14 protein-coding genes are annotated in these 14,173 nt (G+C 64.5%); 10 read left to right on the forward strand and 4 right to left on the reverse strand.

Going from position 1 to position 14,173, the window contains the following annotated elements; all coding sequences use genetic code 11:
* The first annotated feature begins 51 nt into the window (after positions 1–51).
* Positions 52–579: an NADPH-dependent FMN reductase gene (locus HWE17_RS21740; RefSeq protein ID WP_176390193.1), complete on the forward strand. Its 528-nt coding sequence runs from the start codon at positions 52–54 to the stop codon at positions 577–579.
* A gap of 58 nt (positions 580–637) precedes the next feature.
* Here the strand turns inward: HWE17_RS21740 and HWE17_RS21745 are convergent, their stop codons facing one another.
* The 4 genes from HWE17_RS21745 to HWE17_RS21760 form a co-directional block, all read right to left on the reverse strand.
* Positions 638–2,344, reverse strand: coding sequence for a lactate permease LctP family transporter (locus tag HWE17_RS21745; RefSeq protein WP_176390194.1), 1,707 nt, complete (start codon positions 2,342–2,344; stop codon positions 638–640).
* A 93-nt stretch (positions 2,345–2,437) separates the two neighbouring features.
* Complete coding sequence (locus HWE17_RS21750) at positions 2,438–3,883, reverse strand: LutB/LldF family L-lactate oxidation iron-sulfur protein (protein WP_176390195.1); 1,446 nt, start codon at positions 3,881–3,883, stop codon at positions 2,438–2,440.
* Entirely contained in the window at positions 3,880–4,596 is a 717-nt protein-coding gene (locus HWE17_RS21755; protein ID WP_176390196.1) for an LUD domain-containing protein, read from the reverse strand. The genes HWE17_RS21750 and HWE17_RS21755 overlap by 4 nt, the downstream gene beginning before the upstream one ends.
* Positions 4,593–5,384, reverse strand: coding sequence for a (Fe-S)-binding protein (locus HWE17_RS21760; protein ID WP_176390197.1), 792 nt, complete (start codon positions 5,382–5,384; stop codon positions 4,593–4,595). Before HWE17_RS21760 ends, HWE17_RS21755 begins: the two co-directional genes overlap by 4 nt.
* 152 nt (positions 5,385–5,536) lie before the next feature.
* Here HWE17_RS21760 and HWE17_RS21765 point away from each other — a divergent pair, with 152 nt between their 5' ends.
* The 9 genes from HWE17_RS21765 to HWE17_RS28520 form a co-directional block, all read left to right on the forward strand.
* Entirely contained in the window at positions 5,537–6,235 is a 699-nt protein-coding gene (locus HWE17_RS21765; protein ID WP_255206344.1) for a FadR/GntR family transcriptional regulator, read from the forward strand.
* A gap of 108 nt (positions 6,236–6,343) precedes the next feature.
* Positions 6,344–7,363 (forward strand): diguanylate cyclase, encoded by a 1,020-nt coding sequence (locus tag HWE17_RS21770; RefSeq protein WP_176390199.1) that lies wholly within the window; start codon positions 6,344–6,346, stop codon positions 7,361–7,363.
* An 81-nt stretch (positions 7,364–7,444) separates the two neighbouring features.
* Entirely contained in the window at positions 7,445–8,464 is a 1,020-nt protein-coding gene (locus HWE17_RS21775) for a YafY family protein (RefSeq protein WP_051958896.1), read from the forward strand.
* Positions 8,465–8,526: 62 nt separating this feature from the next.
* Entirely contained in the window at positions 8,527–8,940 is a 414-nt protein-coding gene (locus HWE17_RS21780; RefSeq protein ID WP_176390200.1) for a hypothetical protein, read from the forward strand.
* A gap of 239 nt (positions 8,941–9,179) precedes the next feature.
* Complete coding sequence (locus HWE17_RS21785; RefSeq protein WP_176390201.1) at positions 9,180–9,974, forward strand: TorF family putative porin; 795 nt, start codon at positions 9,180–9,182, stop codon at positions 9,972–9,974.
* A gap of 57 nt (positions 9,975–10,031) precedes the next feature.
* A complete protein-coding gene (locus HWE17_RS21790) occupies positions 10,032–12,110 on the forward strand; it encodes a methyl-accepting chemotaxis protein (protein WP_176390202.1) in 2,079 nt (692 codons plus the stop codon).
* A gap of 273 nt (positions 12,111–12,383) precedes the next feature.
* A complete protein-coding gene (locus tag HWE17_RS21795; RefSeq protein WP_176390203.1) occupies positions 12,384–13,058 on the forward strand; it encodes a hypothetical protein in 675 nt (224 codons plus the stop codon).
* Positions 13,059–13,275: 217 nt separating this feature from the next.
* Complete coding sequence (locus tag HWE17_RS21800; RefSeq protein WP_176390204.1) at positions 13,276–13,896, forward strand: hypothetical protein; 621 nt, start codon at positions 13,276–13,278, stop codon at positions 13,894–13,896.
* Between the two features lie 39 nt (positions 13,897–13,935).
* The coding region (locus tag HWE17_RS28520) for a hypothetical protein (protein ID WP_217916845.1) at positions 13,936–14,173 on the forward strand (238 nt) is incomplete at its 3' end.

Raw genomic sequence — 14,173 nt, forward strand, 5'->3', positions numbered from 1 at the left:
CGCCATCCTGCTCGCCTTGCGCTTGAGCACAGGATGGGCTATACAGGCGGGATGCACACGCCCATCACCATCCTCGCCATCGCCGGCAGCCTGCGCGCCGCCTCGCTGAACACCGCCCTGTTGCGCGCCATCGCCACGCTTGCGCCAGCGCCATTCGACATCCGCATTTATCCGGGACTCGGGCAATTACCGCTGTTCAATCCTGACCTCGACGCCGACAGCTTGCCTGCCGTGACGGGCCTGCGCGACGCGATCATCGCGGCCGACGTGCTGATGCTGGCCAGTCCCGAGTATGCGCACGGCGTGAGCGGCCCCATGAAAAATGCGCTGGACTGGATGGTGGGAAATGAATCGTTCATCGACAAGCCGCTGGTGATGCTGAACGCCTCGCCGCGCGCCACGCATGCACAGGCGGCGCTGCGCGAAACGGTGCGCACCATGTCGGCGCGGCTGATCGACGAGGCCTGCATCAGCCTGCCCCTGCTGGGCTCGGGCCTCGATGCCGACGGCATCGCTGCGGACCCGGCATTGCGCCGGGCCATCCTCGATATGCTGCAGTGCATCAGGTCATTTTCATGACCCTCTGCACGTTTTACTATCAATTCATCTAGTTTTACTACGTACTTCTACGGACCACTCAATGCGGGATCATGCCCGTGAACACGTACGCCTGCAGCATGGTGATGATGCCAATGATCACGGCAAACAGCAGGCTGTGCTTCAGGGTAAAGCGGAACAGGTCCGATTCCTTGCCCACCAGGCCAGTGGCGGCGCAGGCGACGGCGATCGACTGGGGCGAAATCATCTTGCCCGTCACGCCGCCCGTCGTATTGGCCGCCACCAGCAAGGTGTCGGACACGCCGATCTGGTGGGCCGTGGTGTTTTGCAGGGAGCAGAACAAGGCGTTCGACGACGTGTCGGAGCCCGTCAGGAACACACCCAGCCAGCCCAGGAACGGCGAGAAGAACGGGAAGGCGGCGCCGCTGCCGGCCAGCAGCAGGGCCAGGGTGGACGACATGCCCGAGTAATTGGCGACGAAGGCAAATGCCAGCACCAGGCCGATCGACAGCACGGGACGGCGCAATTCCACCACCGTTTCGACGAAGGCCTTGAGGCCATCGCGCGGCTTCATGCGCAGCATCCACATCGACAGCACGGCCGTCAGCAAGATCGCCGTACCCACGGCCGACAGCAAATCGAGCTTGAAGACGGCGTCATACGCCTTCGGCTCCGCCACGATGGGCATGGTCTTGATCACCAGTTTATCGAGGTAAGGCACGTGGATCTTGACGACCAGGCTGGCCAACGCGCCGCCGGCGACGAACAGGGACTTGAAGCCGGGCAGGCTCCAGACGGTGACGATGGCCGTCAGCAAGCCGAAAGGCGCCCAGGCGCGCGCCGTTTGCGCCAGGGTGTAGGGCGAGGCGGCGCGGCTGCCGCTGCCGCGCAAGTCCGCATTGCCCACGCCGCCACCAAAACCGGACAGCGCAGCGGCGCCGCCGCCGACGGCGTTGACCACCTTGGCATTCTTCGGCTGCCACACTTTCAGGAACAGGGTCAGCGACACCAGGCTAACGAGGGCCGAGGTGATGTCCGGCAGTTCAGGGCCGATATGGTTCGACGTGAAGTACTGGGTGACGGCGAAGCTGGCGCCCGTCACCAGGGCGGCCGGCCACACTTCGCGCACGCCGCGCACACCATCCATCATGAAGACCAGCCAGAACGGCACGGCCAGCGACAGCAGCGGCAACTGGCGGCCCGCCATGGCGCCGATCAGGAACGGATCGATGCCCGTTACCTGGCCCGCCACGATGATGGGAATGCCCATGGCGCCAAAGGCCACGGGCGCCGTGTTGGCGATCAGGCACAGGCCCGCCGCATACAGGGGGTTGAAGCCCAGGCCCACCAGCAGGGCCGACGTGATGGCCACGGGCGCGCCGAAACCGGCCGCCCCTTCCAGGAAGGCGCCGAAGGCAAAGCCGATCAAGAGCACCTGCAAACGCTGGTCGTCCGTGACCGACAGCACGGAGGCGCGGATGATCTCGATCTGCCCTGTTTTCACGACGATTTTATACAGGAAGACGGCCGTGACGATGATCCAGGCGATCGGCCACAAGCCGTATGCAAAGCCGTAGCCGGCCGCCGCCAGCGCCTGCGGCACGGGCATGCCGTAAGCGAAGATGGCGACGGCCAGCGCCAGCGCCAGGGTGACGGCGGCCGCCACGTGCCCCTTGATGCGCAGCGCCGCCAGGGCGATGAAGAAAAAAATGATGGGAATGGCTGCCGCCAGCGACGACAGCCACAAGCTGCCGAGCGGTGTATAAAGTTGGGTCCAGGTTTGCATGTCGGGTCTCCTCCGGTGGATGCGGGTTGATTGAAAAAACGGCTTTTGATGTAATTGTGTGTAGCGTGTTTTTTGCGGTATGGCGGAGCGGCGCTATTCTTCCTGCCCTCGTGCATTGAGCAAGTCGGCCAGGCTGCGCGGCGCCGGCGTCAAGGGCTTGCGGTGCTGCGTCCAGCCCAGCTGCGCGCGCGGCGTCAGCATCCGCAGCCGCGTGGCGGCCCAGCGGAACAGCCGGTAGCTGACGGGACGCGCGAAGGCGCCGCTCCAGAAGCGCCAGATCAGGCTTTCGCCGCGGCTGAATTTGGCGCCCTGGCCGCGCAGCGGATGCGCCACTTCCTCGTTCGGATTGCGGTTCGCCTCCGTGCGCAGGCGCACCAGTAGCTGCGGAATCGGAATGCGCACGGGGCACACTTCGCCGCAGGCGCCGCACAGGCTCGACGCGGTGGCCAGGTCCGCCGTCGCAGCCAGTCCCAGCAAGTGGGGCGAGATGATCTTGCCGATCGGTCCCGGATAGGTGGTGCCGTAGGCGTGACCGCCGATGCGCGTGTAGACGGGACAGTGGTTCATGCAGGCGCCGCAGCGTATGCATTGCAGGGTGGCGCGCAGCTGCTCGTCGGCATAGGCCTGGCTGCGGCCGTTGTCGAGCAAGACCAGGTGCACTTCGCGCGGGCCATCCAGCTCACCGGCGCGGCGCGGGCCGGAAATCAGGTTGAAATACGTGGTGATGGCCTGGCCCGTGGCCGAGCGCGTCAATAGGCTGGCCAGCGGCACGATATGTTCGAGCTTGGCCACGACTTTTTCCATGCCCATGATGGCGATGTGCACCTCCGGCACGGAGGTCGTCAGCCGGCCATTGCCTTCGTTTTCCACCAGCCACAGGGTGCCCGTGTCGGCCGCCGCGAAGTTCACGCCCGACAGGCCGATGTCCGCCTCGACAAAGGCCTGGCGCAGGGCGCGCCGCCCCGTCTGGATCAGGCTGTCGACGTCTTCCGTGTAGGGCGCATCGGGAATGTGCTCGGCGAACAGGCCGGCGATGTCTGCCTTGGTCTTGTGAATGGCCGGCATGACGATGTGCGACGGTTTTTCGCCGGCCAGTTGCACGATGTACTCGCCCATGTCTGATTCCAAACACGTCATGCCGCGCGCTTCCAGGTAGTGATTGAGCTCGATTTCCTCGCTGGCCATCGACTTGCCCTTGATGAAGCGTGTCGCCTGATTACGCTGCGCGATGGCGTGGATGATGGCGTTGGCCTGCTCGCCATCCTCGGCCCAGTGCACCTGCACGCCGGCCGCCGTCAGCCTGTCTTCCAGCTGCACCAGCAAATCGGGCAGGTGCGCCAGCGCGTGTCGGCGCACGGCTGCGCCGAGGTCGCGCAGGCGTTCCAGTTCGTCGCCATCGGGGAACTGGGCGCTACGCTTGTCCTGTAAAAAATCCATGGCGCCGCGAAAACTCTGGCGCAGTTTCGGGTCGTCCAGCGCGGCGCGGGCGCGCGCATGGAAGTCGGCCGGCTTGACGAATTGCAGGGGCTTGGCGTTCATGGCTGGCCTCCTGCATGGGCAGATAAATCATCGATAATCAGCACCCACAGCCAGCGCGGACCGTGCGCGCCATAGGCCAGCGTCTGCTGGATGTCGGACGTTTTCGAGGGACCGGACACCAGCACCAGGTTGGCCGGCATGCCATCGCACCAGCGCTCGGCGCGCGCCGCAGCGTGCAAGTCCGCATGCACAGTGCTGGCATACACGAGGCAGATATGCAGCGGCGGCGCCAGCGACACCGTGCGCGGCGTGGCTGCGTCAGGCGCGATGACGAGGGTGCCCGTGGCGGCGATGCCGGAACGGGCGACGGTGAACCCCGCGTCGACGGTGTCAAACAACTCACCCTTCCACTGCACCAGCGGACGGTCAAAGGACAACGCTTCCACCTCGGCTGGCAAGGCAGCGCGCAGGGCATGCCCTTCGGCGCTGCCGGTATCGAGCAGCAAACGGCGCACGCCGTGTTGACCGAGGCGCAGCGCCAGCAGGGCCGGCCAGGTGTCTACACCGACGCAGTCGACTTCCGCATGCGCGGCGCGCAAGGCTGTCTGCATGGCGTCGAGCTGCTGGCGCGGTGACTGCGGTGCTTGTGCGCGGCGCGCCAGATAGTGCTGGTCGATGGCCGTATCGATGACGTCCACCGTCTCGGGCGCGGTGGGGGCCGCGGCGCGCAGGCGCCCCAGCATGCGTTCGCGGGCGGTCAGGATCGCGCTCATGCCGCGCCTCCCGTACGGCGCCACAGGAAGCTGGCCATATGTTCGACGGGCAGCGGCGCGCCCTGGTGCTGCGCGGCGTGGCCGATATTGAGCAGGCAGCCGCAGTCGGCCGAGACGAGCCGGTCGCAGCCCGTGGCGCAGGCCGAGGCGATCTTGTCGCTGACCATGGCGCCGGAAATATCGGGGTGTTTCAGTGAAAACGTGCCGCCAAAGCCGCAGCATTCCGATTCGCGCTGGTGTTCGATGCGCGTCACGCCGGGCAAGGCGTCGACCAGGGCCACGCCGTGCAGGCGCGTGCCCATCTCGCGGCGCGCCCCGCACGAGGTGTGCAGCACCACGTTTTCATCGGCCTGCCCGGCGGCAGCCAGGCCGGCCAGGTCAAGTTTCAGCACGCAGACGAGAAATTCGCTCAGCTCATACACGCGTTCGGCCAGTTCAAGCGCCTTGGGGCAGGCGACGGGGTCGTCGTGGAACAGCTGCGGCCAGTGGTGGCGCATCATGCCGGCGCAGGAACCGGACGGCACGATCACGGGCCACGGCTGCGCAAACAGGTCGAGCTGGGCGCGGGCCACGGCACGCGCCTGTTCCGGGTTGCCGCTGCTGTAGGCGGGCTGGCCGCAGCAGCTCTGGCCGCGCGGATAGTGCACCAGCAAGCCTTCCCGCTCCAGCAGGCGCACAGCGTCGAGTCCCGCCTGCGGCACGAACAGGTCGACCAGGCAAGTGGCGAACAGGTACACCTGGAGCGGTGCGGGTGGATAGCGGCGTGGCTGGCGCGGGTCTGGCTGCATGAGTGTGTCTCCCCGGCGCTCTGTGTGTTGCTGCGGCGCCGCTGTGTGTTGTTAAGAATGACCGGTTCACGCATAATTCCAGCTTCCGCGAGCCACTTCAAATTGCTCGGACCACTTTAAAACAACACCGGAAGACAGCGATGGCGACAGGCATGCAAACGCGGGGCAGGGTCGAGATGGTGATGCGCAGGCTGGAAACGGCACTGCTGGACGGCAGCTTGCCGGCGGGCGCGCAACTGCCGGCCGAACGCCTGCTGGCGCAGCAATATGCGGTTTCGCGCAATACCGTGCGCGAAGCCGTGCAGCGGCTGGCGGCGCGGGGCCTGGTGCGCAGCCGGCGCGGCGCCGGTGTATTTGTGACGGATCAATTGCGCACCGGCATGGCGTCGCCGTGGAGCCAGCTGGTGGCCGACCACCCCGCCCTGCGCGACGACATCCTGGAATTTCGCCGCGTGCTGGAAGGGGCGACGGCCTACTTTGCGGCGCAGCGGGCCAGCGGCGGCGAGCGCGCGCAGATCATGGCCTTGCTGGCCGAGCTGGAACAGGCGCGCGCCAGCGACGACAAGCACGGCGAGGCGCAGGCCGATGCCCGCCTGCATGAAGTCATCGCGCAGGCGTCGCACAACACCATGTTTTTGCATTTGCACACCAGCATCATCGGCATGCTGCGCGAACACATCACCATCAATGGCACGGGCTTGCGCCAGCAGGACGAGGCCACCTCGCTGCAACTGCTGTCGCAGCACCGCACCCTGTGCGTAGCGATCTGCGCCAGCCAGCCCGAAGAGGCGCGCACGGCCATGCAAGGCCACATCGATTTCGTGCGCACGCGCGTCACCAGCGACGAATAAGGGCCACTGGTAGGACCAATCCAATACGCAGCATGGTGGGCAATGCGTCGCGGCTTGTCGCAGGGCCGGGCAAGAATGGGATCCCGATTCGCTATCCGACAGGTTTCCATGCATTTGCACCATGCAACTGACGATCTCCGCAAGCCGGCGCCGCTTCCCTTGCTGGCGCTGCATGCCGGCGCCAGCGCCATCCTTGCTATCGCGCTGCTGCCGCCCGCCGGCTGGCCGCTGGGCCTGGCCTGCTGCCTGCTTATCCTCGCCATGCTGCTGCGGGCCTTGCGCGCACCCGCTGCACAGCCTGGCAGCGCCGCCTCCGGCACCGCGCTGCTGGCGCTGGACCTGCTCGTGTTCCTGCTCTGCTATGCACTGCGCGAAGCCGACGCGAGCTGGCACGCGACCGCCTTTTGCATCCTGCTCGTCGCGCCCTATGCCGGCGTCACGCGGCACCTGCTGGCCGGCGCCGGCCTGGCCATCGTGGCGAGCCTGGCCTGGCTCGGCCTGCAGGATGACTTTCAAGCCGGCAACGCCGCCACCTTGCTGCTGCTCAACCTGACCGGCCTGTGCGCCAGCCATGGCCAGCAGCGCCAGCGCCGCGCGCACGTCCTGCAACACGCCATCCTCGCCGAACAGGCCGTGCGCGACCACCTGACCGGCTGCTACAACCGCCGCTACCTCGACGAGCACTTGCTGGGCGCCGAGCTTGCGCGCTCACAACGCCATGGCCTGTGCCTGACGGCCATCCTGTGCGATCTTGACCACTTCAAACGCATCAACGACGCCCACGGCCATGCTGCGGGCGATGCCGCGCTGCGCAACTTTGCCGCCCTGCTCGGCAACGCCACGCGCCGTGGCATCGACAGCGTGGTGCGCCACGGCGGCGAGGAATTCCTGCTGATCCTGCCTGAAACGGACCTGGCTGGCGGCGTGCGCCTGGCCGAACGCCTGCGCGACGGCCTGGCACAGCACATCGGGACGACGGCCAGCTTCGGCGTCGCCTCGCTCGCGTGTACGCCCGGCAGCCCGGCGCCCGGCGCCCCCGCCCTGGTCAATGCCGCCGACCGCCTGCTATACCAGGCCAAGCACGCGGGGCGCAATTGCGTCAGGGCAGCCATGCTGGACGCCCTGTAATTGCCATCGAATCAATGTTACCATTCGTTAACTTGTGTACTTATCAGTACACATCCTGCCACTGAAGAGAACGGAACCACCATGTCTGAACACGCGCCCCGCCCTTCCACCATCATGCGCCAATGGCAAATGCTGCGCCTGATACCGCCGGCGCCACGCACCATCACCGTCGCCGAATTGCACGACAAGCTCAAGGCCATCGACTTTGCCATCGGCATCCGCACCATCCAGCGCGACTTGCTCGACCTAGCCGAGATTTTCCCGCTGACCAATCCAGTCGACAGCAAGCCGTTTGGCTGGTGCTGGATGGAAAATGCGGCGCGCATGGACATGCCGGGCCTGTCGACGCCGGCCGCGCTGACCCTGGCCCTGATGGAACAGCACATGCGCCATGCCTTGCCGCCATCCACGCTCGACAGCATGCAGCCGTATTTCAGCGCGGCGCGCCAGACCCTGAACGCGGCCAGCGAGCGCGCCAGCGCGTCAGCCTGGCTGGGCAAGATACGCGTCATCGCCCCCATGCAGCGGCTGCTGGCGCCCGACATCGACGAAGCTTGCCAGCGCACCGTGTATGAAGCGCTGATGCAGAACCGCCAGCTCAAGCTGAGCTACAAGAAGCGCGACAACGACAATCCCGTCAGCTATGACGCCGTCCATCCGCTGGCCATCGTGCAGCGCGGCCAGTTGCTCTACCTGGTCTGCCTGTTCGCCGACTACAACGACGTGCGCACCCTGGTCCTGCACCGCGTGCAGCAGGCGGAAATGCTTTACCTTTCCGCGCGTGCGCAGCCGGGCTTCGACATCGATGCATATATTGCTTCGGGTGCCATGGGCATCCGCGATGGCGAACCGCTGCTGCTCGAAGCCGTGTTTGCCCGTCGCAGCGGCGAGCACCTGTACGAGACGCCGCTGAGCGCGGACCAGCAATTGCAGGAACGCGCCGATGGCTCGCTGCACCTGACCGCCACCGTGCCCAGCACGCGCGAACTGCAATGGTGGTTGCTGGGCCTGGGCGATGGCGTGGAAGTGCTGGCGCCCGCTGCCCTGCGCGACCAGATGAAAAACACCATCGCCAGCATGGCCAGCCGCTACGCCGCCTGACGACGGCCCCGGCGGCGGCGAAAACTGCTACCATCGCGCGCCGCCACTCCTTTCATCCGCCCATGACCGTCCTCAGCCACACTCATCCGCTGGTACACCAGCTGGAAAACGACTTGCTGCCCCTGTTTCGCGCCGCCCTGCCGTCACTTGCGGCCGCTGCGCCACAGGCGCTCGCTTCCGTCTTCGCCTTTTCCAGCGGCACGGCCAGCGCCTTCCAGGATTATCATTTCGGCATTTCCTGCCTGCTTGAGGACGTGCCCGAGGATGCCCCGGAAGAAGTCGCCCTGCTGGTCAGCGTCACGGGCCTCGACGCCGGCGCCCGGCTCAGCGCACAGGTCGTCTGGGGCCAGCCCTCGGGCCTGGTGGAAATGCAGGCAGATCTAAATGCTGGCGACCTGCAAGCCTTGCATGTGGCCCTGCCCGACCTGCTGGCCAGCTTGCAACATTCAGCCAGCCGTGGCGCACCAGCAATATGACAGGCGCATGAAAAAGTGCCAGGAAACAACAACTTATGCTTTCCGTCGCGCAACTTTGTTGACTTCCACTAGCCGCAGCCCCTATCCTTTCAGTTACGTTTGGTGAGAATGTGTGCATGGTCAGGCGAACATGCCCGCAAGCTGCCTTGCCTCCATAAAAGTCCATTCCGCATTTTTATTGCAACCATCAGGGCAACGCGCCTGAACGGCCGCTGCCAGCAAATACGGAGCTGACTGCCATGCCATCGAACCACCATTTTCCCGCCTCATCGTTGCTGGGCTGCGCCTTCCTGCTGGCAGCCGCCCTGCCCGTGCAGGCCCAGACCACGGACAGCCCTGCCGCCACCTTCAGCGCCAATGCCAGCCTCACTTCGCAATACATTTCGCGCGGTTTTCGCCAGACCTGGGGCAAGCCGGCCCTGCAGGCGGGTGCCGACTACGCGCACCCGAGCGGCTGGTCGCTGGGCACGTGGGCGTCCACCGTCAGCGACCGCTACATTCAGGATGCGACGATCGAATGGGACTTGTACGGTGGCTACGGCGGCACGCTGGGCGAACTCGGTTACAGCGTGCTGGCCTACTATTACAAATATCCGGGCGCCATCTACCGCGCCACGGGCGTGAAATACGACTATGGCGAACTGTCGCTGGGCCTGACCTACCGCATGCTGTACGCCAAGTACAACCATACCGTCACGCGCGACTTTTTCGGCATCACCAATGCGCGCGGCACGGGCTACCTGGACGTGGGCGCGAATGTCGACCTGGGAAATGCCTGGACCTTGAACCTGCACGCCGGCAACGGCCGGGTGGCGGGCACGGGCAATGCGATATGGAACTGGCGCGACGCCAAGATCGGTGTCACCCGGGCCTTCGACGGCGGCTGGAGCGCCAGCGGCGCCGTCACGCGCGCCTGGGGCGCCAGCGACGCCTACGACCATTACACCCTGGGCATCCCGAATGCAGCCGGCCAGTTCAACACCTCGAACCCGGCCGCGGCCACCTTCGTGCTGGCCGTCAGCAAAACGTTCTAGGCGCGCTACCCGCGACGCCCGAGATACCGATATCTATCCCCATCAAGGAACAGCCTCATGCAACTATCACTGAACAGTAAAATCTGCGTCGCCGCCACCGCGCTCGCCATCCTCAGCCTCGGCGTCACGGCGGCGGTGATCGGCTACAAGAGCAGCGCCAGCGCCGAAGCGGCCGCACTGGAACTGGCGCGCACGTCGGCGCGCGAAGTGGCCGGTGCGCTGCAGGCGCGCATCGCCAGCAACCTGTCCAGCGTGTCCAGCCTGGCCGGCGCCATGCGCGGCACCAAAAGCGCCAGCCTGCCCCTGCAGCGCGAGCAGATCAATGAACTGACCAAGGCGACGTTGACCAGCTCGGAAGACTTGCTGGGCTCGGCCGTGACGTGGGAGCCGAACGCGCTCGACGGCAAGGATGCGGATTTCGCCAACCAGAAGCCGAACTACGACGCCAGCGGCCGCTTCATGCCCTACTGGACACGCGGTGCCGGCGGCAAGCTGCAAGTCGAACCCATCGTCTTCGACCCGAAACCGGGCGCCAACGACTGGTATGACGTGCCCAAGCGCACGGGCAAGACTTACTTTACGGAACCGTACATCTACCCCGTCGATGGCAAGGATGTGCTGATGGCCTCGCTGGTGGCGCCCATCATGATCGACGGCAGCTTCAAGGGCACGGCCAGCGCCGACTTCATGCTCACACGCCTGGCGAAAATCCTGGCAGACCTGAAAGTGATCGAAGGCGGCAAGCTGGCCCTGATCTCGAACGGCGGCCTGTACGCCAGCCATCCCGCGCCTGAACGGCTGGGCAAGAAGGCGGACGACGTGCCGGCCGCCGGCCTGGAAAAGGTGCGCCAGGGCCAGGCGTATGAATACGAGGACGACAAGGGCTACATCCACTTGCTGCAGCCGCTGCAGATCCACCCCGACATCGCGCCGTGGAGCGTGGAACTGAATTTCCCGAAAAGCGTGGCCACCGCCTCGGCGCGCGATCTGATGATTTACACCCTGATCGTCGCCCTGCTGTGCGCGGCGGCCACGGCCGGAATTTTGATCCTCGTCGTCAACCAGCTGACGCGTCCCCTGCGCACCCTGGGCCGCACCATGACGGACCTGTCCAGCGGCGACGCCGACCTGCGCGTCAAGCTGGAAGTCAAGGGCACGGATGAACTGGCCGTCATCGGCAAGGGTTTCAACGCCTTCGTGGAAAAGATCCACGCCGTGCTGCTGCAAGTGCAGGCCAGTGCCGACAATGTGGCCCGTGCCAGCGCGGAAATTGCGCAAGGCAATAACGACCTGTCGGCCCGCACGGAACAGCAAGCCAGCTCGCTGGAAGAAACGGCCGCCTCGGTGGAAGAACTGACGGGCACCGTCAAGGAAAACGCCGACCATGCGCGCCAGGCCAATCAACTGGCCGCTTCCGCCTCCAGCGTGGCGCAAAAGAGCGGCGAAGTGGTCGGCAAGGTGATAGCAACGATGACGTCGATTAACGACTCGTCCAACAAGATCGTCGACATCATCAGCGTCATCGACGGCATCGCCTTCCAGACGAATATCCTGGCGCTGAACGCGGCCGTGGAAGCGGCGCGCGCGGGCGAACAGGGCCGCGGTTTCGCCGTCGTCGCCACGGAAGTACGCAACCTGGCACAACGCTCGGCCGCGGCGGCCAAGGAAATCAAGCTGCTGATCGACGATTCCGTGGGCAAGGTGGCCACCGGCAGCAAGCTCGTCGATGAGGCGGGCGCCACCATGGAGCAAGTGGTCGACAGCGTGCGCAAGGTCACCGCCATCATGGCCGACATCAGCGTCGCCACCACCGAGCAAAGCGACGGCATCGCCCAGGTCAACCAGGCGCTGGCGCAAATGGATGGCGTGACGCAGCAAAACGCGGCCCTCGTCGAGGAAGCAGCAGCGGCCGCCGAAAGCCTGCAAGACCAGGCCAGCCATCTGGCCGACGTGGTCAGCGTCTTCAAGCTGGGCGAGCAAGCGCGCCAGCCAGCGCTGGCAGCAGCACCGGCCGCGCCGCGCGCCGCGACGCCCAAAACACCGACGCCAGCCAAGCGCCTGAATGTTGCCAAGCCGCAAGCAACACAGCACGCGCCCGCCAAGGCGCCGGCAGGTGATGACTGGGAAGAGTTTTAAGCCGGACATTTCCGGCTTCGGCCGGCGCCATGTTCAGGCGCCGGCACGCGTTTCATAATCTGCCATCTCCATACCTGCCTCACGCATTACCATGCGCGGCACCCGCCTGTTTCTCCTCCCCGCCATTCAATGGCCGCACTTTCAATCCAAGTATTGCGGCCCATTTATTGCGGCCCATTTCAGATTTCAAAAAAATAAGATGCTCATGTACTTTATAATATCGCCGCGCATACGGCACGCTTTCAGCCGGTTGAAGATTGATAGGAATAACGCATGAAAAAAGTACTGGCATTATTAATGGTATCGGGCACGGTGGCATTGACCGGCTGCGGTGGTGGCAGCGATGGCAATAGCGGTGCGAATAGCGGTGCGAATGGCGCCAGCGGTGATGTAGCCGTTCCCGTTCCGCCAGTGGTGGTCGCGCCCCCGCCTCCGCCGGCACTGGCCGCTTATGTTGGCACTTGGCAACCCGCTTGTGACGACCAATACCGCCAGCGCCTCGTCGTCGCCCTCAAAGGCGATGGCAGTGGCGCTTTGGAAATGTCGACCTACGGCGAAACCTTCGCCACTTCCGATTGCAGCGGTCCCGTGCAATTTACGGAAACCACGAGTGAAAAGATTACCGCGACGCCAGATGGCGCAGGTAATATTCAGCTCAAGCTGACGGCGGACAGCCCGGCTTCGGACATCCGCATCGACAAGGTCGTATCGTCGCTTCCAGCCCACACCGTCCAGATTACGGGTCCGGCCGTCACCACCGTGATGCTGAATGGCAAACCTCATTGGCACATCAATGATGGCAATGGCAACACCACGGACATTCCGGATACCGGCATACAAACGGCAGTAAGTGGCAAGGGTGGCTTTTACCTGCGCGGTAACGAATTGTTTACCGTAATGGAAAAAGACGGTGCTTATGTGCTCGATATGCGCTATGTAAAACAATAAAATCAGCCAAGAATTAGCCATTGCGCCGCACAGTCGGCGCAATGCGTAGCAGCTACATCACATTTCCCCTGCAGTCCATCAAACCATTTCAGCGCATTGTCGCGACTTGATCAAAATCAATTCAGCGATAGATTTGGTGAGATTTTCCCCTTATTAATACTCCTATAATCAGGCCGCGTTGACGGCACGCACCGCTGCCGGATAAAAAGGACTTTGAATGAAAACATTATTGGCAGTATTGGCCGGCTCGGCCGCGGCACTCCTGACGGGCTGCGGCGGTGGCGGCGGCGGTTCCACGCAGCAGCTTGCCGGCGATTCCGGCACCACCTCGCCGCTGGCCGCGTATATCGGCACGTGGCAATCGGCTTGCGACGATCACGACCGTCAAATGCTCGTCATCGCGCTCAAGAACGACGGCAGCGGCTCGCTGGAACTGACGCCAACCGGCGAAACCTACTTCAAGGCCGATTGCTCCGGCCCCGTGATCGCGACGGACGGCATGAGCGCGAAGATCACCGGCAAGCCGGACGGCACCGCCGATATGCTGATCAAGCTGGCGGAAAATGCGGCGGCAACGAGCTTGCGCGTCGATAAGTTCACCTCGTCGGTGCCGGCCTATGCCTTCCAGCGCAGCGGCGCCACGGTGAAATATGTGCTGCGCGATAACCAGCAGCAATGGTGCGTCGATGTGGACAATGGCGAATCGTGCCTGTGGGACGAAGGCATGCAGCCGGCGCTAAGCGTCCCCGGCGGCCTGTCCTTGCGCGGCAACGACCTGTATTCGGTGGTGCTGGACAAGGGCGTGTATGTGCTGGACATGCACTACGTAAAAAAATAAGCGCATGAGCTGCTGCGGCCACGTCCTGGACTCGTGGCCGTGAGCAGCTGTCTGCGCAAAATCAAACAGACATTGCAAAAATACAAAGCTAACCTGTTAAAAAAACAGGCGCTTGTCATCCCGCACCACACCTTTCCCCTGCCCTCCCACGCTGCACTGGACGCCCTGCTGCCCGGCTGCTGGAGCGACGCCGGGCGCCGGCCCCCTGTGCCGCGATATCGTCGCCAGCGCGCAAGACCATCCCTCGACACTGTGACGGCGCGCCGGCAAAAAAAAT

Source organism: Janthinobacterium sp. BJB401 (genome assembly GCF_013372745.1).
Classification (GTDB): domain Bacteria; phylum Pseudomonadota; class Gammaproteobacteria; order Burkholderiales; family Burkholderiaceae_D; genus Janthinobacterium; species Janthinobacterium rivuli.